Here is a 25,519-nt window from a genome sequence, read left to right on the forward strand (position 1 = left end):
GTCCGATTTTTTGTTAGGTGTGAAAATACTCGTAAATGGTCTGCGCCAACAGCGGCCCCACACCGGGCGTATTCTCCAGCGCTGCGGTGCTGGCTTCCCGCACCGCTGCCACGCTTTTGAACTGGGCCATCAGCGCCTTGGCCGTTTTGGGGCCGATGCCGGGGATCTCCGTCAGGGTGGAGGAATAACTCTTCTGCTTCATCTGCTGCTTGCGGTAGGCATTGGCAAAGCGGTGGGTCTCGTCCTGAATGGCCGTGATAAAGGTAAAGGTGCCCCGGTTCATATTGATGGCAATTTCCCGGCCGTCGCTGTCCACAATGGCGCGGGTGCGGTGGTGGTCGTCCTTCACCATGCCGTAGAGCGGCACATCCGCCAGCTTGGTGCCCGCCAGCGCCGCTTTGGCCGCACTGACTTGGCCCTTGCCGCCGTCCATCAGCAGCAGGTCCGGCTTCTCGCCGAAGTAATCCTCGCTGGCCTGCCCATGGGCGGCCAGCTCATGAACCCGTTCGTAGGCCGCCGCCCGCCGGGAGACAGTCTCTGCCAGTGATGCATAGTCGTCAGTGCCCGCCACCGTCTTCATCTTGAACTTGCGGTAGCCCGCCTTGTAGGGCTTGCCGTCCTTGAAGGTGACCATGCCGCACACGCTGGAGCCATCGCCCCAGTTGGAGATGTCGTAGCTCTCAATGGCCCGGGGCGGCTTTGCAAGGCCCAGCACCTGCGCCAGCTCGTCCAGCAGCTTTTCCTCCCGGGCATAGCGGCCGCTCTCCCGGGCAAGACGCTCTACCGCGTTGGTGTGGGCCATCTCCACCAGATGGGCCTTATCGCCCCGCTGGGGCACATATAGCTGCACCTCACTGCCGCGCTTTTCGTTCAGCGCCTGCTGCAAAGCGTCGCTGTCCGGCGGCAGCTCGTCCACCGCAATGATCTTGGGGATCTGTTCGTCATCCAGATAATACCGGGGCAGAAATTCCTCCCGCACGGCGGCAATGTCCGAGGTATCGTGGAACAAAAACTCCCGCTTATCGGTCAGCCGTCCGTCCCGGAAGCGCAGCACCGCCGCACACACGCTGTCCGGCGTGCCTGCCAGCGCCACCACATCCATCTCCACATCCGGGTCCACAATGACCTTCTGCCCGGCGCTCACCTTGGTGATGGCTGCGATCTGGTCCCGCAGCAGCGCCGCCGTCTCAAATTCCAGCCGGTCCGAGGCCTCCTGCATCCGCTCGTTGAGGATCTTCAGGATGTCCTTTTTGCCGTAGCGGATCAGGTGCACGGCGCTCTTGACGGCCTGATTGTAGTTTTCGCAGCTGATCCTGCCACTGCACACCGCCATACACTTGCCGATGTGTGCATTCAGGCAGGGGCGTCCTTTGCCGATCTCCTGCGGGAAGCGCTTATTGCACCTTGGCAGCAGAAAGGCATCCATGGCGGTTTCTGCCATCTGCCGCGCCGCAAAGCTGGAGGTATAGGGGCCGATATACTCGGCATCGTCCTCCTCCTTTTGCAGCACGAAGGAGAGTCTGGGCCATGGCTCCTTTGTCACCTTGATATAGCTGTAGCCTTTATCATCCTTGAGCAGGATGTTATACTTCGGCGTGTGGGCCTTGATCTGGCTGGCTTCCAGCACCAGCGCTTCAAACTCGCTCTGGCAGACGATCACGTCAAAGGCATAGGCATGGGCGATCATCTGGCTGACCTTGTTGTCATGGGGCACGCCCTCGCGGAAGTACTGGCTCACCCGGATGCGCAGCCGCTTTGCCTTGCCAATATAAATGATGGTGTCCGTCTTATCCCGGATGATATAAACGCCGGGCAGCAGCGGCAGCATACAGGCTTTCTGATACAGTTCAGCTTTGGTCATGGATTCTCCTTGAAAAACAAAAAGCGGCAGGTTCCCCCGCCGCTCCATTTATAGACACAAATTACTCAGCAAAACCGGACTCCACCAGCTTGATCAGGCCGTCAACAGCAGCCTGCTCATCAGCGCCGTCAGCGATGATGCGGATGGTGGTACCGCCCACGATGCCCAGAGACAGAACGCCCAGCAGGCTCTTTGCGTTCACGCGGCGTTCTTCCTTCTCGACCCAGATGGAAGACTTGAACTCGTTAGCCTTCTGGATGAAGAAGGTAGCCGGACGAGCGTGCAGACCAACCTGATTTTCAACGGTAACTTCTTTCACGTACATAGTAAAGCGCTCCTATCTAATATCGTTTTGGGTATAGAATCTGTATCCTGTGCCTGTTGCGTTACGACTATTTTAGCGCAAGTCGAAACGGTTGTACAGCCCCCCGGCGCATTTTTGGCGGTTTTCCCAATGATAATGGGGGCTTTTTTCGCCATTTATACAAAGATACCAAAATTATTCCCCTGTCATTGGCGGGGTAATACAAAAGTTTTCAACATTTTTTCGACTGTCGGCGGACATTTGCAGGCTTCGGCAGCTTTTTCATCCCTCGTACCGCATCTTGAGCAGGCGGCTCTCCACGGCCACATCCTCAAATTTTTCCGGGTCGAACACCAGCTCGATGCCCTCGATGGCCCAGCCCATCCGGCGGTAAAGGGCCAGTGCACGGGTATTGGTATCCAGCACAGTTAGCTCCGGGTGGGGCCATTCAGGCAGCTTTTTGCGGGCAAAGTCCAGCATCTTCATACCGATGCCCTTTCCGCGTGCCGCAGCGCTCACGAACAGGTGCTCGACCTGGCCGGTCTTGTGGTTCACACTGACCATGCCGTCCGCCACATCCTTCGTGTAGTGCAGGTAGCAGGCCCAGCCGTCCTTCTTTTCCTGTTTCAACTGCTCCAGGAACACTTCCGGCGTCAGCGTTTCCAGGTATTCCGCCGTCCAGCCGTCAGCACAGACGGTTTTCCGTCCCTCGGCAAAGAGCTGTGCAGCGGCCCGGAACTGCTCTTCGGTCTTCACCAGCCGGACATTCTCGCCGCGCTTCCACTTGGGCAGCTCGGTCACAGGGTGGGTCTCACACCACTTCTCGTACAGCTCCGGGCGGCGCAGGCGGGTGCGCTCCCGGCTCTGTTCCCCGCGCCATGCATCGATCTTCTGGTGGTCGCCGCCCAGCAGCACCTGCGGCACGGCGCGGCCTTCCCACACCTCGGGGCGGGTGTACTGGGGATACTCCAGCAGGCCGTCCCAGTAGCTTTCTTCCTCGTAGCCCTTCTGCTCAGCCAGCACGCCGGGCTTCAGGCGCAGCACACTGTCCGCCACCACAAGGCTGGCCAACTCGCCGCCGGTGAGGATGTAGTCACCGATGGAGATCTCTTCATCCGCAAAAGCATCGATCACACGCTCGTCGATGCCCTCATAGTGGCCGCATACCAGTGTCAGATTATCGTACTGGGCCAGCCGCTTTGCGTGTTCCTCGGTGTAGCGCTGGCCGCCTGCCGTCAGGAACACGATATGCGGGGCCGGACGGCCCTGTGAAGCCACTTCCTGCTGCACAGCACGCAGGCAGTCTGCGATGGGCTGAGCGTACAGCACCATGCCGCAGCCGCCGCCGTAGGGGTAATCGTCGGTCTGCTTCTGTTTGTTCAGGGTGTAGTCCCGGATCTGGTGGCAGTGGGTCTCAATAAAGCCCTTCTTTGCCGCACGCCCGATGATGCTGGCATCCAGCACCTGCTGGCACATTTCCGGGAACAGGGTCACGATGTCCACACGCATTCCCATGGCTCACTCTTCCTCCCGTTCGCTGTCAAAGTCATCGTCCAGCAGGCCCGGAATGGGGGTGACGAGGAGATAGCCCTCCGGCGGGTTGCGCTCTTTCAGAAAAGCATCCACGCCCGGGAACATGTATTCCTTGCCGTTCGGTGCTTTGACGGTGTAGATATCCTGTGCACCGGGGTGATCCACGCTGGTCACAACGCCGTACACCCTGCCGGTGTCGGCATCCCGCACTTCGCACCCGATCAGGTCGGCCACATACCAGCGGCCTGCGGGCAGGGTGGCATCATTACGGTCAAAGTAGAACACCTGCCCCCGCAGCGCACGGGCAGCATCCATATCGTCCACGCCTTCCAGCTGCAGCAGAGCCATCTGGCCCTGTGCGCGGATGGACACGATCTTATAGGCCCTGCCGCCCTGTGCCGAGGGGTACAGCCTGCCCACCTTTTTGAGAAAATTCACGCCGTCGCACCAAAGCTCCAGCTTCATTTCGCCGCGCACGCCGTGGGTGGTAACAACTTTTCCCGCTTCCAGATATTGCTGCATAATCTTGCTCCTATAATCAAAAAGGCCCCTTGCCGCAAGGGCAAAGGGCCTGTAGGGTGCTCAGTCGATCTCAACAAGGACCTTTTCATCGACCCGCACAGCAGCCGCGCGCATCACCACACGAATGGCTTTTGCGATCCGGCCCTGCTTGCCGATGACACGGCCCATATCTCCCTCTGCCACGCTCAGGTGGTAGACGATGGTGCCGTCCTCGCGAGGCTCGTCCACCGTGACCTTAACGGCTTCCTTGTCCTCCACGAGACCGCGGGCAACTGCCAGCAACAGCTCCTGCATGAGTCAGCCCTCCCCTACTTACAGAACGTTGGACTTCTTCAGCAGGACGCGAACGGTATCAGTGGGCTGTGCGCCGTTGGCGATCCACTGCTTTGCCTTCTCAGCGTCGATCTTAATCTCGGAAGGCTCCTTGTTGGGATCGTAGGTGCCGATCTCTTCGATGAAACGGCCGTCACGGGGGAAGCGGCTGTCAGCAACAACAACACGATAGAAGGGAGCCTTCTTGGCGCCAACGCGGCGCAGACGAATCTTAACTGCCATGGTAAATATCCTCCAAAAATTGTTTTGTGCGGCCCTTGCGGGCGCATGTTGATTATATTGTACAAACCCGCAAGGGGGTTGTATCACAAAAATTATTTCAGTCCGCGGAAGGCATTGGGGTTGCCCATCATGCCGCCCAGGCGGCGGGCAAAGCCCTTGGGGCTTTTCTTGAACTGCTTCATCATCTTCTGCATCATCTCAAACTGCTTGAGCAGCTTGTTCACGTCGGCCACGGTGGTACCGCTGCCTGCTGCAATGCGGCGCTTGCGCTTTGGGTTGATGATGGAGGGCTTCTCGCGTTCTTCCTTGGTCATGGAATAGATCATGGCCTCGATGCGGTCGAACGCCTTTTCATCGACCTGACTGGGATCGATGCCGCTGCCGCCGGGCAGCATGCTCAGCATCGCGCCTGCACCGCCCATCTTGCGGATCTGTGCGAACTGGTCCAGCATGTCATTCATGTCGAACTTGTTCTCCATCATCCGCTTGGCGGTCTCTTCGGCAGCCTTTTCGTCTGCCGTCTCCTGTGCGCGCTCGATCAGGCTCAGCACATCGCCCATGCCAAGGATGCGGCTTGCCATGCGGTCGGGATGGAACACATCCAGATCGTCCAGCTTTTCGCCGGTGCCCTGGAACTTGATGGGCTTCCCGGTGACGGCCAGCACCGAAAGTGCCGCACCGCCGCGGGTATCGCCATCGGTCTTGGTGAGGATGATGCCGTCGATGCTCACCTTCTCGTTAAAGGTCTTGGCAACGTTCACGGCATCCTGACCGGCCATGGCATCCACCACCAGCAGGGTCTCGTCCACAGGAACGGCTTCCTTGATGTCCACCAGCTCCTGCATGAGCACATCGTCGATCTGCAGACGACCGGCGGTATCCAGAATCACGATGTCATTGCCGTAATCCTTGGCGTGTGCCAGCGCCTTTTTGGCGATGACCGGCGGCTTTTCGCCGTCCAACGTAAAGACCGGTGCGCCCGCCTGTTTGCCCACCACCTGCAGCTGATCGATGGCCGCAGGGCGGTAAATATCGCAGGCCACCAGCATGGGGCGGCGGCCCTGTTTGATAAAGTACTTTGCCAGCTTTGCGGCGTGGGTGGTTTTACCGTTGCCCTGCAGGCCGCAGAGCATGATGATCGTCTGGCCCTTGTTCTTGATGTTCAGGCGGGCCGCTTCGCTGCCGCCCATCAGGGTAACCAGCTCTTCGTTGACGATCTTGACCACCTGCTGTGCCGGGGTCAGGCTTTCCATGACCTCCTGACCCATGGCGCGCTCGGACACCTTTGCACAGAAGTCCTTGGCAACCTTATAGTTGACATCGGCTTCCAGCAGGGCCATGCGCACCTCACGCATCGCGGCCTTGATATCTGCCTCGGTCAGCTTGCCGTGACCGCGCAGCTTTTTGAACACACCGGCAAGGCGGTCGGTAAGGGATTCAAATGCCATTGTACGGTGCTCCTCTCAGAATGATCTGAGCATCAGCTCTCGTTGACCTCGTCCATGGACCGGATGATCCCCAGCATCTTGGTCAAAGTGGCTGCATACTCGGTGGTGGTAAGTTTCGCGTAGGGGCCGGTGCACTCGAACCGTGCATCGATCACCATTTGCTCCAGCTCTTCCAGCTTCTGCTGCACGCGGCGGTAACGCGCCGCAAAGCCGACCTTTTCCTCCAGCTCCTTCAGCGCGTTCTCGCCATGCTTGATGGCATCCCGCGCACCCTGACGGGTGATGCCGAAGTTCTCGCCGATCTCGCTCAGCGAAAGGTCATCGTTGTAATACTGGCGCAGCATTTCGCGCTGTTTCTCGGTGAGCACCTCGCCGTAAAAGTCCAGCAGATAGCCCATTTCCAGATCTTTTGCCATTGTGCGTTTCTGCCCTGACCTTCCATCGTTTGTAAAGTTTTTTTGCTTTACATACGGAGTATAGCAGACTGTTCGCCCCTTGTCAAGGCTTTTCTTCATCACTCTGCCAGATTTTTTCGCGGATTTTCTCCATTTTTGCCAAAGTGCAGCTTGACGCCCCGCCCGCTTTGCGTTAGGATTATTATAATGTATCCCACCGAAGGAGGAATTTCGTGGCCATTTATCCGAACTTTTACCAGACCCTGCTGCCCTGCCCCATCGTGGAGCTGCGCGGCTATGCTGCCGCCTGCGGGCTGAAGGGACGGCTGTATGCCTATCTGGACTTTGCAGGCCCCACCGGCACGGCCCGGGACGGCCTTGCCGAAGGGATGCTGGCCCTTGCAGCAGAGCAGCATGCGCTGGCCCCCGGCCAGCCCATCATCGAAGCTTCCACCGGTGCCTTTGCGGCGGCACTGACTCTGGCCAGCCGCACCGCCGGACACCCCATCGTGATCGCCATGCCGGAAGATGCCCCCGCCCTGCGGCAGGAGTATCTGCTCCGCCTCGGTGCCCAGATTTTGCACTCCCCGGCCCGGAACGGTCTGGCCGGTGCGCGGGCGCTGGCCGAGAGCAAAGCTGCGGAGAACGGCTGGTACTATATGAACTGGCTCGCCAACGACAACAACCCCGAATACCACCGCCGCGTCACCGGCCCCGCCATCGCCAAAGCCATCGCGCGGGAGGGCAGGAGCCTTGTGGACAGCGTCGTGGTCAGCGTGGGCAGCGCAGGCACCATCACCGGCGTGGGCGAAACGCTCAAAGCCTGGACGAACGACGTCCGGATGGTGGCGGTCGAGCCGTTTGAGAGCCAGGCCCTCAGCGGCGGGTTCACGGGCGGCCACGGCATCCCGGAGATGGGCTTCGGCTTCATTCCCAAAAATTACAATGCCTACGTGGTGGACAACGTCGCCGCCGTCACCCGCTCCGACGCCGCCCGCGCCGCACAGAAGGTCCTCATCACCGATGCCATCCCCGCTTCGCTCAGCGCCGGTGCCGCCCTCCACGCCGCTGCGCAGCTGCTGGCCAAGGGCACCAGCCGTTCGGCCCTCGTCATCCTCAGCGGACGGCAGAACCTGAATTTTTGATTCCAACAGAAAAGAGCATCTACCATGACAAAAGATATGACCACCGGCAGCATCACACCGCTGCTGGTGAACTTCACCATTCCCCTCGTGCTGGGCAACCTGTTCCAGCTCACCTACAACGCCGCCGACAGCATCATCGTGGGCAAGTTCGTGGGCGAGGAAGCTCTTGCCGCCGTCGGCACCTCCAACCCGCTCATGACTCTGGCCATCCTTTTTATCAACGGCATGTGTCTGGGTGCCGGCATTCTGGTCAGTACCGCATTCGGTGCCGGTGATACCCAGCTGATGGAGCGTCAGGTGTCCACCACCGCCATTGCAGGCACCGTGTTCTCGCTGGCATTCTCGCTGGTCTGCATCCTGCTGGCGAATCCCCTGCTGCGGCTGCTCCAGGTCCCGGAAGAGATCCTTCCCATCGCGGTGAACTACCTGCGCATCGTGTTTGCAGGCCTGATCTTCACCTTCTTCTATAACTTCCTTGCCGCCACCATGCGTGCACTGGGCGACAGCAAGAGTGCCCTGTATTTCCTGATGATCAGCTCTGTGCTGAACATCGGCGGCGACCTGTTCTTTGTTGAGGTTCTGGCCTGGGGCTCGGAAGGCTGTGCGCTTTCCACCGTCCTCAGCGAAGCCGCCTGCTGTGCGCTCTGCCTCGTCTATATCCGCTGGAAGATCCCCGTCCTGCAGCTTGGCCGCCGCTGGCTCATTTTTGACAGCTCCCTGCTGAAAAAGACCGTCAGCTACGGCTGGGCCAGCGCCATGCAGCAAGCCACCGTGCAGCTTGGCAAGATCGCGGTGCAGGCCATCGTGAACACCATGGGTGTCAACGCTATGGCTGCCTTTACCGCTGCTTCCCGCATTGACGACTTTGCCTATACCCCGCAGCAGAACATCGGCCACGCCATGACCACCCTCATGGCGCAGAACCGGGGTGCCGGGAAAAAGGACCGCGTCCGCAAGGGCTTCTTCTGCGGCCTGAAGATCGAAGCCGTCTACGCCGTCTGCATCACGATCCTCTGCTACGTCTGCGCCGAACCCATCATCCGCCTCTTCGCAGACCAACCCGAAGTCGTGGAGCTTGGTGTCCGCTTTCTGCGGCTCGTCTCCCTGTTCTACCTGATGCCTGCCCTCACCAACGGTGTGCAAGGCGGCTTCCGCGGCCTGGGCGACCTGAAGATCACCCTCAACAGCAGTATGCTCAACATGGCAGGCCGTGTGGCCGCTGCCGCCGTTTTCGTCCTCATCCTCCACATGGACATCGAGGCGCTGCCCTACAGCTACGCCGTCGGCTGGGTCCTCATGCTCCTCTACGAAGTGCCCGCCCTCGTGCGCTGCCTGAAGGACGGGACGTTGTAAAACCAGACCCTTTTCCGGACGCTAAAAAGGGAGGCCTCCTTCGCAGGAAGCCTCCCTTTTGGTTTGCGTTTGATCAGCCGCGCTTTGCCAGCAGAGCCTCGATCTTCTTGATGGGGTCAATGATGCTGGAAACAGACATGTCGTGGTTCAGAGCCACCACAAAGTAGGCAGCGTACTTGGAAACATCCACATCCACATACCAGTCGCGGGTGAGCAGCTCAGGCATACGGTAGGTCAGGTTGGTGCCCACAACATAGGTCAGCTTGCCCTCGGCCACAGCCTTGTCGAACTTCTCCAGACCGCTGGTGAACAGGGGGAAGGTGGCGTTGGCGATGATGTTGGCAGCGCCGCGCTCCTTCAGGTTGCTGGCGACCTCCAGCATGCTCTCGCCGGAAGCAATGATATCGTCCGCGATGAAGACGGTCTTGCCTTCCACGCTCTCGCCCAGATACTCGTGGGCAACGATGGGGTTACGGCCATTCACCACGCGGGTGTAATCGCGGCGCTTGTAGAACATGCCCAGATTGCAGCCCAGCACACTGGAGAAGTACATGTTGCGGTTCATGGCGCCCTCGTCCGGGCTGACCACGGTAAACTTGCTCTTATCAAAGGAGAGGTCCGGGTCCTTCTTCAGCAGGCTCTTCAGCACCTGATAGGTGGGCATTGCGTTATCAAAGCTCATCAGCGGCACAGCGTTCTGCACGCGGGGGTCATGAGCATCAAAGGTGATGATGTTGCGCACACCCATGGTCTGCAGCTCCTGCAGGGCCACAGCGCAGTCCAGACTTTCGTGCACCACACGGCGATGCTGACGGCCGCCGTACAAGCTGGGCATAATAACCGACACACGGTGTGCCTTGCCGGCCACTGCCTGGATCAGGCGCTTCAGGTTGGCGAAGTGATCGTCCGGAGACATGTGGTTCTCGTAGTTGAACAGCTTGTAGGTCACACTGTAGTTGCCGGGATCGACCACGATGAAGATATCGTCGCCGCGCACCGACTCCTTCACCAGACCCTTGGCATCGCCACTCTGGAAGCGGGGGCAGTCGCAGGGGATGATGAAGCTATCCTTCTCCACACCGGCAGACTTTGCCCACTCGACAAGGTGTCTGTCGATCAGGCCGGTCAGTTCCTCTGCACCGGGGCAGGCCAGCAGACGCAGATCTGCAACGCTGGGCTCCTGAAAAAATGCCATCGGGTTAACTTCGTTAGACATTGTTACAACTCCTTCATGTTCCTTAAACCAAGCCGACAACAGGACCGCTGAAGTCCATATCTGTTTCTATTCTATCACAAAATCTCCGTTTCGACACCAAAAAATTCCCCCATGAGCGGATTTTCTGCGCCTTGCACAGCTGTTATTCCAAAATCCGTAGGACTCTGTGAGTTTTTTACAAAAACCACAGTTTTTTCATACAAACCCGCCTTCTTCGACACAAAAAATAGTCCGGGGCCTCTCCCAGCGGAAAGGTCCCGGACCGTTTTTTCAGTTTCTTATGCCGATCACAGCGCTGCCACAGCGGCCTTCAGTTCATCCACGCGGTCGGTGTTCTCCCACTTCACGCCCAGATCCTCGCGGCCCATGTGGCCGTATGCGGCCAGCTTGCGGTAGATGGGCTTGCGCAGGTCGAGTTCGCGGATGATGGCGGCGGGGGTCAGGTCGAACACCTTTTCCACAGCCTGCTCGATCTTCTCATCCGAGACGGTGCCGGTGCCAAAGGTATCCACCATGATGGACACAGGCTTTGCCACGCCAATGGCATACGCCACCTGCACTTCGCACTGCTTGGCCAGACCTGCAGCCACGATGTTCTTTGCCACCCAGCGGGTCGCATAGGCAGCGCTGCGGTCCACCTTGCTGGGGTCCTTGCCGGAGAAGGCACCGCCGCCGTGACGGGCATAGCCGCCGTAGGTGTCCACGATGATCTTGCGGCCGGTCAGGCCGGTGTCACCCTGCGGGCCGCCCACAACGAAGCGGCCGGTGGGGTTGATGTAATACTTGGTGTTCTCGTCCAGCAGCTCGGCAGGGATGGTGGCCTTGATGACCTTCTCCATCACATCGGCGCGCAGCTGTTCCATGCTGACGCTGTCGCTGTGCTGGCTGGAGATGACCACAGCATCCACACGCACGGGCTTGTTGTTCTCATCGTACTCCACAGTGACCTGGCTCTTGCCATCCGGACGCAGATAGTCCATCTCGCCGTTCTTGCGCACCTCGGTCAGGCGCTTTGCCAGCTTGTGGGCAAGGCTGATGGGCATAGGCATCAGCTCCGGGGTCTCATCGCAGGCATAGCCGAACATCATGCCCTGATCGCCTGCACCGCCCACCTGATCGTTGGTGCCCAGTGCGATGTCGGGGCTCTGGCCGTCGATGTTGGAGATGACGGCACAGGTGTCGGCATCAAAGCCGAACTTTGCGCGGGTGTAGCCGATATCTGCCACCACCTCGCGGACGACCTTCTGGAAATCCACATAGCAGTTGGTGGTGATCTCGCCCATGATGTGCACAAGGCCGGTGGATGCACAGGTCTCGCAGGCCACGCGGGCATTGGGGTCGTGGGTCAGGATTTCGTCCAGAATGGCATCCGAGATCTGGTCGCAGATCTTGTCGGGATGTCCTTCGGTGACGGACTCAGAAGTAAACAGGTGTCTTGCCATAAAAGTTGTCCTCCATAAAATGTGGTGATCCATTCACAGCTTCCTACACGGCATCAAGATTTTTTGCGCAAACAAAAACGCTCAGAACCGAAGCTCTGAGCGTTGCACTCTTATCTCTCGGTTTCCCGCAGGATTTGGCACCTTGCGCTCACGCGCAGGTTGTCGGGCTTCACAGGGCCTGTCCCCTCAGCCGCTCTTGATAAGTCGGTATTCAGTTGTTTTCTGCGTAATATCTTATCATCTCTTCGTCGAAATGTCAAGAACAGTCTGACTCTTTTTATACAACATTCCAAAATTGATTAAGAAGACCGGTTTGAGCAACAAAAGCACAGCTTTCGCTGTGCTTTTGTTGAAAAAACTCAGTAACCCTTTGCCTGCTCGCCGTTCAGAATTTTGACAGCGCGGGAGGTGCCCAGACGGTCAGCACCCAGCGCAAGGAAGGTCTCCATGTCCTCCACGGTAGAAATGCCGCCGGCAGCCTTGACCTTGCAGCGGCCATGCACGCCCTTGACCATCAGCTCCACATCGTGGAAGTTTGCGCCTGCGGTGGAGAAGCCGGTGCTGGTCTTGATGTAGTCCGCGCCTGCCTCGCAGACGATATCGCACATCTTTTCCTTTTCCTCGTCGGTCAGCAGGCAGGTCTCGATGATGACCTTCAGGACCTTGTCGCCCACCGCCTGCTTCACGGCGCGGATGTCCTCGCGCACGGCATCGTACTCCTTGTTCTTCAGGCGGCCGATGTTGATGACCATATCCACCTCGGCGGCACCATTCTCAATGGCAGTCTTGGCTTCAAACGCCTTGCTGGCGGTATCCATGGCACCCAGAGGGAAGCCCACCACGCAGCATACCGGGATGCGGCCCGCCATATACTCCACCGCCTGCTTGACGTAGCAGGTGTTGATGCAGATGGATGCGGTGTGGTTTGCAATGGCTTCGTCACACAGGGTCTGGATCTGGGGCCAGGTGGCCTCCGGCTTCAGCAGGGTGTGATCGACATGGGAGAGAATTTCTTCACGAGTCATGTTTTTTTCTCCTTTTTTACTTGCTGGCACGGCGCACCTTTGCCATGCCGACAGCACTCAGGGCAATTGCAGTTGCTGAGACCGTTGCACCAATGATGCCCAGCACCAGACCGGAGACCAGAAATGCAAAACCTTTCAGACCACGCTTCATAAAACCGTACCTCCTAAAGTGTTGATGATTTGTAAAACCCTCTCAGTCATCTCGCATACGCTCGATGCCAGCTCCCCCGAATGGGGGAGCTTTATGCTCGGAGGAGAAGTTTTTCTTCTCCTGCAAAAAAAGCTCGCCCTTCGGGAGAGCTGTCGCCGTCAAGCGACTGAGAGGGTTCTGCTTACTTTTTCTTAAAAATGATCAGCTTGCTGAACACATAGTTCAGCACGATCACCAGTACATTGGAAAAGACCTTCACGGCAAGGCCCCACAGTGCCTGCGCATTGTAGCGGCTGGTAACGAAGATCGCCGTGGGGCCGTCTGCACCGCCGATGACGGCAATAGCGGCAGAACCATCCGTGACCCCCGCCGGTGTGCCTGCATAGGAGGCTGCCATCTGGATGGCCGTATCCGGGCCAAGCCAGTGGGCCACCACGCTCAGCACCCCCTGCATCAGCTCGTCCATCAGCGCTGCACCCTGCGCAGCCAGCAGATTGCCCAGCACCAGCATAATTGCAGTGTCCAGCAGCATTGTACCCAGACGACAGGTGACGAATGCACCAAATTCTCTCGCCATGGCCTTGCCCTGCGTTTTGCTGCGGAACACAAAGGCGCGGTTGGTGCAGTAGGCAAACAGGATGCAGATGATGTTATCCAGCACATTGCCCCAGCTGTTGGCGGCTGTATAGCCAAACAGCTTGTTGAACAGCGCATACAGCACAATGTTCAGCAGAGTGGTCAGCACACCAAAGATGAGATAGGAAAGCACTTCCCAGTGTTTTTTGATCCAGTGTATCATAAAACTCACGTTTCCTCAACCGCAGGGCCTGCCTGCGAGGGGATAAAAAACAGCCCCGCCGCCGTTTTCCCGGCAACGGGGCTGTTGATCGCATTGTGTCAGAAGCTTTTCTTCCGAACGAAAGGCTGATTACTCAGCGTCGTCGTTCAGCAGGGCCTTCATAGACAGGCTGATGCGCTTCTTGTCGAAGTCGACATCCAGCAGCTTCACATCGACCATATCGCCGACCTTCAGTACGTCAGAGACCTTCTCAACGCGGTCATTGCTGATCTCGCTGATGTGGACCAGACCATCAACACCCGGCAGGATGCGGACGAATGCACCGAACTTGGTCAGGGAGACGACCGGAGCATGGAAGGTGCTGCCGATGGGGTAGTTGTTCTTCAGCTGCTCCCAGGGGTTGTCCTCGGCCTTCTTGTAGCCCAGAGAGACCTTGTGGTTCTCGGTGTCGATGTCCTTCACATACACTTCGATGGTGTCACCAACGGAGACGACCTCGGAAGGATGCTTGATGCGGTTCCAGCTCAGCTCGCTGATGTGGCACAGACCGTCCACACCGCCGATATCGACGAATGCACCGTAAGAAGTCAGGCTCTTGACAACGCCGGTGTAGGTCTTGCCCACCTCAACGTTTGCCCAGAACTCTTCACGCTTTGCCTTGTTCTGCTCGGCGGTCACCTTGTTGATGCTGCCGACGATCTTGCGGCCGGAGCACTCGGTGACAACCAGCTGAACGTGCTGGCCAACCAGAGCGGTGTAGTCCTCATCACGGCGCATAGTAGCCTGAGAACGAGGAACGAACACCTTGACGCCCTTGACGTTGACCACAACGCCGCCCTTGTTGAACTCGGTGACGTCGCCCTCGACGACCTCGCCGGACTCAGCGGCCTTAGCGATCTCTTCCATGCCCTTGCGAGATGCGAGCTTCTTGCGGGAGAGCTGGATGACGCCATCCTGATCCATAACCTTCTCGACGATGAGGTCCAGCTCATCGCCAACCTTCACCAGGTCTTCGACCTTGGCGGAGGAATCATCGGTCAGCTCGCTCAGCTTGACAAAGCCGGTCTGCTTCGCTCCGATATCCACCTGGATCTCGTTGGCAGAGATGCTGGTCACGATTCCTTTCACAATACTGCCTGCATGAACACGCTTTTCCTCGGATGCATTCAGCATCTCCTCAAAGCTCATGCTGTCATTGATTTCTGCGCTCATACTGTTAAGTACCTCCTCAATAATAGACGATGGCGTTGAAGCCCCGGCTGTCACGCCCGCCACTTTAACATCTGCAAACCATTCCGGCCGAAGTTCGCTCGCTGTCTCGACCGTTACGGCACGCGTGTGTTTTGCGGCGACCTGTACCAGCTTTTGGGTATTGGAAGAATGATGACCGCCAATGACAACAATGATGTCGCATTTTTGGCTGAGGTCTTCCGCTTCCTGTTGCCTCGCCCACGTCGCATTACATATTGTATCAAAAATTCGGGCGTTTGTATAGGCTTTTTTGAGAAACTCCGAACTTTCTTGCCATTTTGTAACCTGAAATGTGGTCTGTGCAACTGCAAACAGGGGTTTTTGCGGGTCAGAGGGGCCTTTCCATGCCTTCAACTCGGCCAGATCGGCAAAAACGAACACCTCTCCGCGGGTGTGGCCCACGATCCCCTGCACCTCCGGATGGGTCTTGTCGCCTGCCACCAGCAGCACTGCGCCCTCGGCCTCCGCCCTGGCGGCGATGTTCTGGATCTTCTTCACAAAGGGGCAGGTCGCGTCGTGGTAGACCAGGGCGCGCTGCTCCAGCGTGTCGTAAATGCTGCGGGGCACGCCGTGGCTGCGGATGACCACCTCGTACCCGGCGGGGATGTCATCCACCGTGTCGGCCACCAGCGCCCCCCGGCGCTCCATATCGGCCACAGCCTGCGGGTTGTGGATGAGCGGCCCCAGCGTTGCCACCTTGTGGCCCCCATCCAGCAGGTTATACGTCAGGTCCACCGCCCGCTTGACACCAAAGCAGAACCCCGCCGTCTTCGCCAAACGAATCTCCATGTTATCCTCCTGTCTTGATCGGCCTTACCCTCTCCGTCATCGCCTGCGCGATGCCACCTCCCCCAAAGTGGGAGGTTTTGGCAATTCTCGATAAAGTTTATCGTTCGATTAAAAGCTCTCCCCTAGGGAGAGCTGGCGCGAAGCGCCTGAGAGGGTAAGCCTGTGCACTCAAGCCTGCTGCCCAAGTTCTTCCCATGCGTCCAGAAGCGCCTGCTTGTTGGCCCGCAGGGTCTTCAGGTCGCGGCGGCTCTCCATGGCAAACTGCTCTGCAGGCATCGGCTCGCCGTAGACGACCTTCACCTTGCAGAACAGCTTCATCCTGCCGTCCGGTGTGTCGTAAAGGATGCGCACCGGCACCACGTCCACCGCCGCCTGCGCCGCAATGACGAACAGTCCGCTCTTGGGCGGCAGAAGCTTCCCGTCCTTTTCGCGGGTGCCCTCCGGGAAGATGAGCAGTGTGCCGCCGTTCCGGCAGGCCTCCACCGTCTGGTCGATCACATCCAGCTCTTCGCGGGTGCCGCGCACACACAGCGCCCCCATCCAGCGGAAGAACCATGTGAGCAGGGCGTTGATCTCGAACAGTTCCTTCTTGGCAAAGACCACCATCCGCCGCCCCCAGAACCGGGTGATGACCACGAACACCGGGTCGATGGCGGAGACATGGTTCGGTGCGATGATGCAGCCGTTCGTCCGGACTTTCTTCAGATTCTCCCGGCCGATGCACTCCACCCGGAACCCGATGTGGAACACGATCCACGCCAGCGGGAGCAAAATATAATAGAGTACCATTGCGCTCCTCTCAGACCTTGGATGCGATGATCTGTTTCATGGCATCCAGGCTCTGCTCAAAGTTGAGCTCAGAGGTGTCCAGCAGAACGGCGTCGTCGGCCTGCTTCAGCGGGGCAGCCTCGCGGTGGGTGTCCTGATAATCGCGCTGTTTCACATCTTCCAGCACCTTTTCAAAGGAGATGTCCACGCCCTTCTCCTGATACTCTTTCCACCTGCGTGTGGCGCGGGCTTCCGGCGTGGCGGTGAGGAAGATCTTCACCGTGGCATCCGGCAGCACCACCGTGCCGATGTCGCGGCCGTCCATCAGAACGTTCTGGGTCCGGGTCATATCGCGCTGCTGATCCAGCAAAAAGGCGCGGACTGCCGGGTTGGCCCCCACAGCCGAAGCCGCCATGCCCACCTCATCGGTGCGGATGAGCCGGCTGACGTCCTCCCCGTTCAGGTAGATGTGCTGTTCGCCGTCCACCGAATCCAGCCGCAGCGAGATCTCCGGCAGCAGTGCATTGACGGCCTCGTTGTCCTTGGGGTCCTTGCCTGCGCGCAGGGCATACAGGCCGATGGCGCGGTACATGGCACCGGTATCCACATAAATATAGCCCATTTCAGCCGCCAAACGGCGTGCCAGCGTAGATTTGCCTGCACCTGCAGGCCCGTCGATCGCAACAGAAATCATGTGTATGTCTCCTTCTATATAAATTATAAATTATTTGCAAAACTCTGTGCGGTGCAGAAGGCGATCTGCAGGTTGTAGCCGCCGGTATAGGCATCCACATCCAGCACTTCGCCCGCAAAATACAGGCCCAGCGCCTTTTTGCTCTGCATGGTTTTGGGGTCCACCTCCCGCACGGACACGCCGCCGCTGGTGATCACCGCGTGGGCCAGATCGCCCCGGGCATCAATGGACACCCGCCAGTGCTTCATCAGCTGCACCAGCTCCCTCTTCTGCTCCCGGGTGATCTGGTTTGCCTTGGTAGCCGGGTCGATGCCCCAGCGCGCCACCATCACCGGCTGCATACTGGACGGCAAAAGCTTTACCAGCGCGCCCTGCGCCGCATGGTTTGCCAGCAGGGCAAAATCCCGCGTGATGCGGTCATAAAGCTGCTCCTCGCTGAGAGCGGGCTTGAGGTCGATCTCCGCATGATACTTGTGTTTTTTCATGTCGCCCAGATGGCTGGATGCGCTCAAAGTCAGCGGGCCGCTGATGCCAAAATGAGTGAACAGCATTTCGCCCTGCTCGTCAAAAATGGCCTTGCTGTCCTCGAACAGGGTCAGGGTGACGTTTTTCAGCGCCAAGCCCATCATCTTTTTGCAGTCCGCGTCATGGCTCACAAGACTGACCAGACTGGGCACCGGCTCGATGAGGGTGTGCCCGGCCTGCTGGGCCAGTTTGTAGCCGTCGCCGGTAGAGCCGGTGGTGGGGTAGCTCACGCCGCCGGTGGCCACCAGCACGGCATCCGCCCGGTACTCCCGGCCGGAGGTGCCCCGCACCCCGACGCAGCGGCAGGCCGCACCGGGCTTTTTCTTTTTGGGGTGGCGCGGGTTTTCCGGCACCGCAGGGGCAGCCTCCTCAACCGGGGCCAGCGGCTCCAGCAGCAGTTTTTGGGCCCCGTCGCGGACGATGCGGGCCTCCTCGGCGTAGCGCAGCAGCGCCTGCCGGATCTCCTCGGCCTTGTCAGATACCGGGAACACCCGGCGGCCGCGCTCCACCTTTAGCTCCACGCCAAGGCCCTCGAACAGTTCCATGGTCTTTGCCGGTGGAAAGGCCCCCAGCGACGAATACAGAAAGCGCGGGTTCGTGCGCACATGGCGCAGAAACTCCTCTGCCGGGCAGTCGTTGGTCACATTGCAGCGGCCCTTGCCGGTGACAAGGATCTTCTGGCCGGGCTTGTCCATGTGTTCCAGCACCGTCACCTGATGCCCCTGCCGCACGGCGGCACCCGCCGCCATCAGCCCGGCCGCACCGCCGCCCACGATCAACACCTTTGCCATCCTGCTTCCTCCTGCGTTCACGCTCTGTCGAAACTTGTTCTATTGTATCATACCAGAATCGGCTTCCAAATGCAATCGCTTCCCAGCCCGGAACTGCTGGAAATCCCCACACAAAAAAGCCCGCCGGGGGCTTTTTCCCTCCGGCGGGCCGCTGATTCAGTTCCTGCACGCTGCGGGGTCCAGATAGCTGTCGCCCTGCTTCACTTCCAGATGCAGGTGGCTCTCCTCGGCGCACTCGCAGCTCACGCTGCCCACGGTGCCGAGCACCTGCCCGGCCGACACGGTGTCGCCCTCTTTCACCTTGGGGCTGGCCACACCGCAGAGCCGCCAGACACGGCCTGCGCTGTCCTTCACGGCCACGACCGGCCCCCAGCTGCCATCGGCACCAGCGAGCACCACGCTGCCGTCCACCGGGGAAGGAACTGCTTCGCCTTCGCGGGCTGCATAGTCGATGCCGTTGTGGGTGCGCCAGTCGCCAAGGGTGCTGCTGTACACCAGCTCATCGCCGCTGTAGGCGTTCAAGACCCTGCCCGAGACGGGCTGCGTGGAGGCAGGCGCAGCTGAACTGCTGGCAGGCGAGGATGCGCCCTGCAGTGCGGAGGGTTCGTGCACCAAACCAGAGCCAGACGCCTGCCCAGACGAGGCAGCAGACGACGTTGAAGACCCGGCTTTGGGGGCCGGGTCGGCCTTGGGGACATTGGCCACACTGTTTGCGGCGGGCGTAGTAGGCTGCTGCCATTCGGGATATTCCTCCTCCGGGATGATCGTCAGGTCTTCGTCGATGCCGGGCAAGGTCGAAGTGCTGTCCGGCTCGTTCAGGCCGTCAAGGTTCTCCTTCAGCTCGTCCCGGACGGTTCGCACGGCCCAGACGCCCGCCGCAGCCGCGGCCACCAGACAGGCCAGCAGCGCCAGCGCAAACCCCTTGTCCCGCAGAAATCTTTTGAGTTGTTCCATGGTTCGTTACTCCAATCATCGTTTGTGTACGGTCCAAATTCTGATTGTAGTGTGCGATGGCTGCGCAGGGTTTATTCAGTTGTTCTTATAAAAAATAAGGGATGTGCCCGGCGGGCACATCCCTTATTTTTTAGGATCGTCAGTTGCGGCGGCGGCTGTTCATGCCCAGCAGGCGCACAACATACAGGAAGATGTTGATGAAGTCCAGATACAACGTCAGTGCGCCGTAGATGGAAGCTTTTTCCGCCATTTCGGCGTCGGCAGCGTAATAGCTGTACATCTGCTGCAGTTTCTGGGTATCATAGGCGGTCAGCAACATGAACACCACCAGGCCGATGCCGCAGTAGAGCACCGAGCCGCCAAAACCGAAGCCGAACAGCATGCCCACAAAGCCGGTGATGAGCATGGCCACCAGTGCCATCATCAGGCGGGGGCCCCAGCCGGTCAGGTCTTTATGGGTGGTGGTGCCGTAGACCGCCATCAGGCCGAAGTACAGCGAAGTGGCAAGGAAGGCTAAGATCAGCGTCCCCACCGAGAAGGCGAGGAAGTAGTAGCTCAGCACCATGCCGTTGAGCAGTGCATACCCGAAGAAGGTCGCCCTTGCCCCCTGCACCGACATGGTCTGTACACGAGAGCTGAGCACGAACACGAGGGCCAGCTCAGCGATGGTGAGCACAAGGTAAAGCGAATCGACCAGATACAGCAGCGGAGTTGTCGCGGTGATATAGGCCATTGCAAAGGTGATGAGCAGCCCGCTGGCCATCCAGCGATAGGTGCGGTTCATATAGTCCGATGCGCTCATCGTAGGCTCCGCATAGCCGCGGTTATAATTTCTGTAATCCATGGTAAGGTCCTCCCATCTTGTTCCGGAGCCTTGCTCCGGTCTACGGAATATAGTATACTGCATAGAAATGAACGTTTCATGAAAAAGGCTGTGATATTGTATGTCTCTTGGGCTTTATTTACACATTCCGTACTGTTTTTCCAAATGCAGATACTGCGATTTCTATTCCGCACCCGGCCAGCGGGGCGTCCCCTCGGCATACGTGGACGCCCTGCTGCGGGAGCTGCACCGCTTTTCGCCGGATGCTCCGCTCCGCCCGGACACCCTTTATTTTGGCGGCGGTACGCCCAGCCTGCTGGCCCCGGAGGATGCCGCCCGGCTGATCGCGGCAGCGTCTCCCCGCCCCGGTGCCGAGGTCACGCTGGAAGCCAACCCGGAAACGGTCACCGAAGCATCGCTCTGCGCCTTCCGGGAAGCCGGCATCAACCGCATCTCCTTCGGCGTCCAGTCTGCGCGGGACAGCCAGCTGAAAACGCTGGGCCGCCCCCACACGGCCCGGCAGGCGCGGGCGGCATTCGCAGCCGCGCGGCGGGCAGGCTTCGAGAACATCAGCGGCGACATCATGCTGGCACTGCCGCACTACACCGAAGCCGAGTTTGACGAAACGCTGGAACTGATCGAGGGTGGTGGGGCTACCCATATTTCGGCATATCTGCTGAAGATCGAGCCGGACTCCGCGTTTGGCCGGCATCCGCCGGAGGGGCTGCCCTCCCCGGACGAAGCGGCGGACTTTTATCTCTACGCCGTCGAGCAGCTGGAACACCACGGCTACAAACAGTACGAGATCTCCAACTTTGCAAAGCCCGGCTATGAGGGCAGACACAACCTCATTTACTGGGACTGCGGCGACTATCTGGGCCTTGGCCCGGCGGCGCACTCCTGCATGGGCGGCAGACGGTTCTACTACCCGCCGGACACCGCCGCTTTCCTGAACGATGCCGCCGCCCCGGTGATGGACGGCAGCTGCGGCGCAGAGGACTACCTTATTTTACAGCTGCGTCTGCGCAAGGGGCTGGACCTGGTAGAGTACAAGACCCGCTTCGGGAAGGAATTTTCCACGTCGCAGCTTGCCTTTGTCAAAAACTGCGTCAAGAACGGCTATGCGTCCTTCGACGGCCGCACCCTTGCGCTGACCCCCGCCGGGCTGATCGTGCAAAACAGCATCCTGGCAGAATTGTTATAATTCCATCACCCGCCACCCCAGCTCCTGAATGGCCTCCTGATCGTGGGTGGCCAGCAGAACGACCTTTTCGCCGCAGCGCTCCTTCAGCAGCGCTGCGGCTTTTTCATGGTGTCGGGGTCCATGCCAGTGAACGGCTCGTCCAGCAGCAGGGTGTCGCTCTCGGCCCAGAGTGCCCGCAGCAGGGCCGCACGGCGTTTCTGCCCGCCGGACAGCTTTCGTGCCGGGAGCGAGAGGGCGGCTTTATCCAATCCAATCTGTAAAAAGTCGTTGTGGATCTGCTCTCTGTATTTCGTTTTCCCATCCGGGAGCACCAGTTCCACGTTCTGGATGGCGTTCAGCTGCGGGCAGAGCCGGTCTTCCTGAAAGACAGCCCCCACCTTCCCCACGCCGGTCACGGTGCCGGAGGTAGGCACTTCCAGCCCCATAAGGATGCGGAGCAGGGTCGTTTTGCCCCACCCGCTGGGTGCCCAGAGGATGACCGGGCCGGTAACGGTCAGGTCCAGCGCTTCGAAGAGCGTTTTTTCTCCGAAGCGTTTTGTCAGGTTCGAAATTTCCAGTTTGTATTGCATTTTACACACCCTCTTCCCCCAGCACACGGGCCACGGCTCTGTCCAGCAGGGCCAGGAACAGCTTTTCAAACCCGGCGCTGAGCAGGATGATCACAAACGTCCATGCGAACAGCTCCCCGGTGGAAAGGGTGATCTTGGCCCGGTAGAGTGCATCGCCGATGCTGCCATTGGGCAGGCCGATCACCTCAGCGGCAACGCCGCTCTTCCAGCAGATGCCAAGGGCCACGCTGCATCCCTGCCGGAAGGCCGGCAGCACCGCAGGCAGCCACACCGCCCGCAGCCGTCGGCCCAGCGGAAGGCGAAACACCTTCGTCATCTCCAACAGCTGTGGGTCTGCGCTCTGGATGCCGGTGCGCACCGCACCGTACAGCACGGGCAGCACCATTAAAAAGCTGATGAGCACCGAAAGCGATGCCCCCCGCACCCACACCAGCGCCAGAATGATAAAGCTTGCCACCGGCGTGGCTTTGACCAGCTGCAGCACCGGCGCGAGCAGGGCTTCCACCCACGCCCAGCGCCCGGCGGCCACGGCCAGCACCACACTGGACACCGCCCCTAGCCCGAAGCCCAGCAGGATGCGCCCGGCACTGAAGCCAATGCGCTGCCAGAATTCCGCCTGGGGCAGCAGTTCCAGCAGGGTGCCCAGCGTCTGCACCGGTGACACCAGAAAGACCTCCTGCCCCACGGCCATGGCCGCAGCCTGCCAGACCGCCAGCCAGAATCCCGCCGCCGCCCACTTTTCCAGGCGGCTTTTTTTCGTTTGTTTCATTGCGTTCGTCCGCTCCTTCCCGTTCCCTGTTTTTTCTTTTATAAGATAGCATATCATGTGATAGAATACAATTCTTCACCTTTCTTTTTCTTGACGTGAGGAGTTTTCGCTTCTATACTGTAAAGTAGTTCATCGGGCATCCCGCCCGGAAAGGAGGCCCTCCCCCATGCAGAAGCTCCCCGTCAGGCAGCGCCTGCTCCTCGGTTTTACGCTGTTTTCGATGTTCTTCGGAGCCGGAAACCTGATCTTTCCGCCCCATCTCGGCGCACAGGCCGGTTCCAACTTCTGGCCTGCCTTTACCGGGTTCGCCGTCAGCGCCATCGGCCTGCCCATCGCAGGCGTGGTGGCCGTGGCCAGAGCGGGCGGGTTCGACCAGCTTGCCAGCCGGGTCCACCCGAAATTTTCCCTCGTGTTCACCATTCTGGTCTATCTCTCCATCGGGCCATGCCTCGCCATCCCCCGCACAGCCAGCACCTCGTTCCAGATGCTGGTGCCTCTGGTGGGCGGCGGGCGCGGTCTGCAGCTGGGCTACTCCATCGTTTTCTTTGCGGCGGCGTTCCTCGTGGCGCTCCATCCGGAAAAGCTTACCGACTGGCTGGGCCGCATCCTCTGCCCGGCCCTCATCGCGCTGATCTTCGTCCTGTTCGCGGGCTGTCTGCTCCACCCGGTGGCCGCGCAGTACGGCTTCCCTGCCGCCGCCTATGCCCGCCTGCCTGCATTCGAAGGCATTCTGGGCGGCTACCAGACCATGGACGCCCTCGCGGGGCTGAACTTCGGGGCCGTCCTCGCGATCAACATCCAGGCCCTCGGCGTCACTGAGGAAAACGCCATCCGTCAGAACACCATCCGGGCGGGCTTCCTCGCGGGTGGGCTGATGCTGGTGGTCTACGCCATGCTGGGCCATGTGGGCGCGCTGACCGGTGCCGCCGCGCCGGACTGCACCACCGGTGCCGAAGTCCTCTCTGCCCTTGCCAGTGCCCTGTTCGGCCGGGCCGGGCAGCTGCTCTTAGCGGCCATCTTCCTCATCGCATGCTTCAACACCTGCGTGGGCCTAATCGCCTGTGTGGGGCAGTATTTCCACCTCCTGCTCCCCCGCATCCCCTACCCGGCTCTCGCGGGCTTTTTCGCCGCCGCCAGTATGCTCATCTCCAACATCGGGCTGGCGGGCATCATCCGGCTGTCCACCCCGGTTCTGGGCGCACTGTATCCGGCAGCCATCGTGCTCATCGCGCTGTCGTTCCTGCCCAAAGCGTTCCAGAAACGGAGCGTCTACGTCTGCACCGTCACACTGACGGCCATGCAGAGCGTCCTTGCGGCCCTGCCGTTCACCGCCGCCTTCGTCGCCGCCCTGCCGCTGGGGGCCTATGGCTTCGGCTGGGTCGTCCCGGCAGCGGCGGGGCTTCTGGTCGGGTTCCTGTTCCCATGAAAAAGTGCCGTGCGGCTGCACGGCACTTTTTTATGGAAGTCCTGTTTACTTCAGCGAGTTGACCAGGCGCTGGAATGCCTTCTGCACACGCTTGGCCACCGTGGCCTCGGTGTAGTAGAAGGTTGCATCCGGCAGCTTGCCGCCCACGGCGGCGGGCGAAGCGTCATAGAGCACCTGCAGATAGGCATTGACGTCTGCCTTCATCTCGTCGCCGATGCGGTAGACGATGTTGCAGTTGGGCAGGGCCTTCTTGGCAATGGCCGCCTTGGCCACAACACCCTGCTCCTCGCACAGAGCGGCAGTGCCGTCCAGATCGGTGTTGGCAGCTTCCACGCTCTTCTGGTAGTCCTTCAGGAAGTTGATGACCTCCTCCGGGTGCTCCTCTGCGTAGGCGGTGCGCACCACGGTCACGCCGGTGATGAGCTGGGTATCCGCGACCTTGTTCCATTCCTCGGTCAGGTCCAGCACGACGCGCAGGCTGCTGTCCTTCATCTGGGCGGCAGTCACATAGGGCTGGGGCAGCACAGCGATGGCGTCCTTCTTCGTGGCAGCCATCTGGGCAGTCACCTCAGATGCCTCGCTGTAATATTCGATCTTCACATCCTTGTCCGGGTCGATGCCGTTGGCCTTCAGAAGATAGCGCAGCACGTACTCCGGCGTGGTGCCCTTGCCGGTGGACAGGATGGTACGGCCCTTCAGGTCTGCAAAGCGGTGGACGGTGTCGCCCTTTTCCACTACGTACAGCACGCCCAACGTGTTGACGGCCATGACCTGGATGCCGCCGCTGGTCTTCTGGTAAAGGGTTGCGGCGAGGTTGGCCGGGATGGCGGCGATGTCCACTTCGCCCTTGATGAGCTTGGGCACGATCTCATCGGCAGCGCCGTAAAGCTGCAGGTCGTAGTTCTGGGAAGCTGTTCCGTTCTTTTCCATGGCCAGCAGATTCACCAGACCCATGGTGGTGGGGCCTTTCAGGCCGGCCACCCGGACGGTGGTGTTCGTCTTGGCCGATGCCCCGCAGGCCAGCATCCCGACGAGCAGTGCCGCCGACAGCAGCAGGGATGTCAGTTTTTTCATCATTGTGTTGTTCCTTCCTCTCTTGATCTGTTCCAATCGTGAACAAATTTGCAAATTTTTCGAAAAACATTTGCTTTACAGGCTCAAGTTTACTATAATAGAGCCAAAAATACCGTTGCACGCGCAACGGAAT

At 59.6% G+C, this 25,519-nt stretch carries 26 protein-coding genes and 1 riboswitch; of the genes, 4 read left to right on the plus strand and 22 right to left on the minus strand.

The window, feature by feature from the left end:
• Window positions 1–13: 13 nt before the first annotated feature.
• The 8 genes from uvrC to ACNQFG_RS14810 form a co-directional block, all read right to left on the minus strand.
• The gene (gene uvrC / locus ACNQFG_RS14775) at window positions 14–1,861 is read right to left on the minus strand and encodes an excinuclease ABC subunit UvrC (RefSeq protein ID WP_423405404.1); all 1,848 of its coding nucleotides are present in this window, start codon (window positions 1,859–1,861) and stop codon (window positions 14–16) included.
• Between the two features lie 61 nt (window positions 1,862–1,922).
• Window positions 1,923–2,186, minus strand: a complete 264-nt coding sequence (locus tag ACNQFG_RS14780) for an HPr family phosphocarrier protein (protein ID WP_005920365.1) — start codon at window positions 2,184–2,186, stop codon at window positions 1,923–1,925.
• A 261-nt stretch (window positions 2,187–2,447) separates the two neighbouring features.
• On the minus strand, window positions 2,448–3,680 hold the full coding sequence (trmD, locus tag ACNQFG_RS14785) for a tRNA (guanosine(37)-N1)-methyltransferase TrmD (RefSeq protein ID WP_423405405.1): 1,233 nt from the start codon (window positions 3,678–3,680) through the stop codon (window positions 2,448–2,450).
• Between the two features lie 3 nt (window positions 3,681–3,683).
• The gene (rimM, locus tag ACNQFG_RS14790) at window positions 3,684–4,220 is read right to left on the minus strand and encodes a ribosome maturation factor RimM (protein WP_005944690.1); all 537 of its coding nucleotides are present in this window, start codon (window positions 4,218–4,220) and stop codon (window positions 3,684–3,686) included.
• A gap of 60 nt (window positions 4,221–4,280) precedes the next feature.
• Window positions 4,281–4,514, minus strand: coding sequence for a KH domain-containing protein (locus ACNQFG_RS14795; protein ID WP_005934928.1), 234 nt, complete (start codon window positions 4,512–4,514; stop codon window positions 4,281–4,283).
• An 18-nt stretch (window positions 4,515–4,532) separates the two neighbouring features.
• Window positions 4,533–4,775: a 30S ribosomal protein S16 gene (gene rpsP, locus ACNQFG_RS14800; RefSeq protein WP_005944692.1), complete on the minus strand. Its 243-nt coding sequence runs from the start codon at window positions 4,773–4,775 to the stop codon at window positions 4,533–4,535.
• A 92-nt stretch (window positions 4,776–4,867) separates the two neighbouring features.
• Window positions 4,868–6,223, minus strand: coding sequence for a signal recognition particle protein (ffh, locus tag ACNQFG_RS14805; protein ID WP_423405406.1), 1,356 nt, complete (start codon window positions 6,221–6,223; stop codon window positions 4,868–4,870).
• A 32-nt stretch (window positions 6,224–6,255) separates the two neighbouring features.
• Window positions 6,256–6,639 (minus strand): sigma factor-like helix-turn-helix DNA-binding protein, encoded by a 384-nt coding sequence (locus ACNQFG_RS14810; protein ID WP_423405407.1) that lies wholly within the window; start codon window positions 6,637–6,639, stop codon window positions 6,256–6,258.
• A 212-nt stretch (window positions 6,640–6,851) separates the two neighbouring features.
• Between ACNQFG_RS14810 and ACNQFG_RS14815 the strand changes: the two genes are divergently transcribed.
• Window positions 6,852–7,763 carry a pyridoxal-phosphate dependent enzyme gene (locus ACNQFG_RS14815; RefSeq protein ID WP_423405408.1) on the plus strand — a complete coding sequence of 304 codons (912 nt, stop codon included), beginning with the start codon at window positions 6,852–6,854 and terminating at the stop codon, window positions 7,761–7,763.
• A gap of 24 nt (window positions 7,764–7,787) precedes the next feature.
• Window positions 7,788–9,116: an MATE family efflux transporter gene (locus tag ACNQFG_RS14820; protein ID WP_423405409.1), complete on the plus strand. Its 1,329-nt coding sequence runs from the start codon at window positions 7,788–7,790 to the stop codon at window positions 9,114–9,116.
• A 73-nt stretch (window positions 9,117–9,189) separates the two neighbouring features.
• On the opposite strand, the gene ACNQFG_RS14825 is transcribed toward ACNQFG_RS14820, so the two are convergent.
• The 11 genes from ACNQFG_RS14825 to ACNQFG_RS14875 all read right to left on the minus strand — a co-directional run bounded on the left by ACNQFG_RS14825 (window position 9,190) and on the right by ACNQFG_RS14875 (window position 20,365).
• On the minus strand, window positions 9,190–10,332 hold the full coding sequence (locus ACNQFG_RS14825; protein ID WP_423405410.1) for a ribose-phosphate pyrophosphokinase: 1,143 nt from the start codon (window positions 10,330–10,332) through the stop codon (window positions 9,190–9,192).
• Between the two features lie 287 nt (window positions 10,333–10,619).
• Window positions 10,620–11,774 (minus strand): methionine adenosyltransferase, encoded by a 1,155-nt coding sequence (gene metK / locus ACNQFG_RS14830; protein WP_423405411.1) that lies wholly within the window; start codon window positions 11,772–11,774, stop codon window positions 10,620–10,622.
• A gap of 107 nt (window positions 11,775–11,881) precedes the next feature.
• Window positions 11,882–11,980, minus strand: a riboswitch (SAM riboswitch).
• Between the two features lie 153 nt (window positions 11,981–12,133).
• Window positions 12,134–12,799, minus strand: coding sequence for a deoxyribose-phosphate aldolase (gene deoC, locus ACNQFG_RS14835; protein WP_120080940.1), 666 nt, complete (start codon window positions 12,797–12,799; stop codon window positions 12,134–12,136).
• A 16-nt stretch (window positions 12,800–12,815) separates the two neighbouring features.
• Window positions 12,816–12,950, minus strand: coding sequence for a hypothetical protein (locus tag ACNQFG_RS14840; protein ID WP_005944717.1), 135 nt, complete (start codon window positions 12,948–12,950; stop codon window positions 12,816–12,818).
• Between the two features lie 181 nt (window positions 12,951–13,131).
• Window positions 13,132–13,749 carry a GtrA family protein gene (locus ACNQFG_RS14845; RefSeq protein WP_423405412.1) on the minus strand — a complete coding sequence of 206 codons (618 nt, stop codon included), beginning with the start codon at window positions 13,747–13,749 and terminating at the stop codon, window positions 13,132–13,134.
• 129 nt (window positions 13,750–13,878) lie between these two features.
• Entirely contained in the window at window positions 13,879–15,789 is a 1,911-nt protein-coding gene (locus ACNQFG_RS14850) for a bifunctional 4-hydroxy-3-methylbut-2-enyl diphosphate reductase/30S ribosomal protein S1 (protein WP_423405413.1), read from the minus strand.
• A gap of 168 nt (window positions 15,790–15,957) precedes the next feature.
• The gene (locus tag ACNQFG_RS14855) at window positions 15,958–16,578 is read right to left on the minus strand and encodes a lysophospholipid acyltransferase family protein (protein ID WP_423405414.1); all 621 of its coding nucleotides are present in this window, start codon (window positions 16,576–16,578) and stop codon (window positions 15,958–15,960) included.
• A 10-nt stretch (window positions 16,579–16,588) separates the two neighbouring features.
• Window positions 16,589–17,251, minus strand: a complete 663-nt coding sequence (gene cmk, locus ACNQFG_RS14860) for a (d)CMP kinase (protein ID WP_423405415.1) — start codon at window positions 17,249–17,251, stop codon at window positions 16,589–16,591.
• Window positions 17,252–17,274: 23 nt separating this feature from the next.
• Window positions 17,275–18,588: an NAD(P)/FAD-dependent oxidoreductase gene (locus tag ACNQFG_RS14865; RefSeq protein WP_423405416.1), complete on the minus strand. Its 1,314-nt coding sequence runs from the start codon at window positions 18,586–18,588 to the stop codon at window positions 17,275–17,277.
• A gap of 135 nt (window positions 18,589–18,723) precedes the next feature.
• Entirely contained in the window at window positions 18,724–19,521 is a 798-nt protein-coding gene (locus ACNQFG_RS14870; protein WP_423405417.1) for a peptidoglycan DD-metalloendopeptidase family protein, read from the minus strand.
• A gap of 139 nt (window positions 19,522–19,660) precedes the next feature.
• Entirely contained in the window at window positions 19,661–20,365 is a 705-nt protein-coding gene (locus ACNQFG_RS14875) for a Bax inhibitor-1/YccA family protein (RefSeq protein WP_423405418.1), read from the minus strand.
• Between the two features lie 100 nt (window positions 20,366–20,465).
• On the opposite strand from ACNQFG_RS14875, the gene hemW reads away from it, so the two are divergent.
• Window positions 20,466–21,548, plus strand: a complete 1,083-nt coding sequence (hemW, locus tag ACNQFG_RS14880) for a radical SAM family heme chaperone HemW (protein ID WP_423405419.1) — start codon at window positions 20,466–20,468, stop codon at window positions 21,546–21,548.
• Window positions 21,549–21,631: 83 nt separating this feature from the next.
• Here hemW and ACNQFG_RS14885 read toward each other — a convergent pair whose 3' ends face one another.
• Together ACNQFG_RS14885 and ACNQFG_RS14890 are read right to left on the minus strand one after the other, a co-directional pair.
• Window positions 21,632–22,117: an ATP-binding cassette domain-containing protein gene (locus tag ACNQFG_RS14885; RefSeq protein WP_423405420.1), complete on the minus strand. Its 486-nt coding sequence runs from the start codon at window positions 22,115–22,117 to the stop codon at window positions 21,632–21,634.
• Between the two features lies 1 nt (window position 22,118).
• Window positions 22,119–22,886 carry an ABC transporter permease gene (locus ACNQFG_RS14890; RefSeq protein ID WP_423405421.1) on the minus strand — a complete coding sequence of 256 codons (768 nt, stop codon included), beginning with the start codon at window positions 22,884–22,886 and terminating at the stop codon, window positions 22,119–22,121.
• A 166-nt stretch (window positions 22,887–23,052) separates the two neighbouring features.
• Between ACNQFG_RS14890 and brnQ the strand changes: the two genes are divergently transcribed.
• Complete coding sequence (brnQ, locus tag ACNQFG_RS14895) at window positions 23,053–24,312, plus strand: branched-chain amino acid transport system II carrier protein (RefSeq protein ID WP_423405422.1); 1,260 nt, start codon at window positions 23,053–23,055, stop codon at window positions 24,310–24,312.
• A 45-nt stretch (window positions 24,313–24,357) separates the two neighbouring features.
• Here the strand turns inward: brnQ and ACNQFG_RS14900 are convergent, their stop codons facing one another.
• On the minus strand, window positions 24,358–25,386 hold the full coding sequence (locus ACNQFG_RS14900) for an ABC transporter substrate-binding protein (RefSeq protein ID WP_423406607.1): 1,029 nt from the start codon (window positions 25,384–25,386) through the stop codon (window positions 24,358–24,360).
• Window positions 25,387–25,519: the final 133 nt, after the last annotated feature.

Source organism: Faecalibacterium prausnitzii, assembly GCF_049532945.1.
GTDB classification, from domain to species: domain Bacteria; phylum Bacillota; class Clostridia; order Oscillospirales; family Ruminococcaceae; genus Faecalibacterium; species Faecalibacterium prausnitzii_N.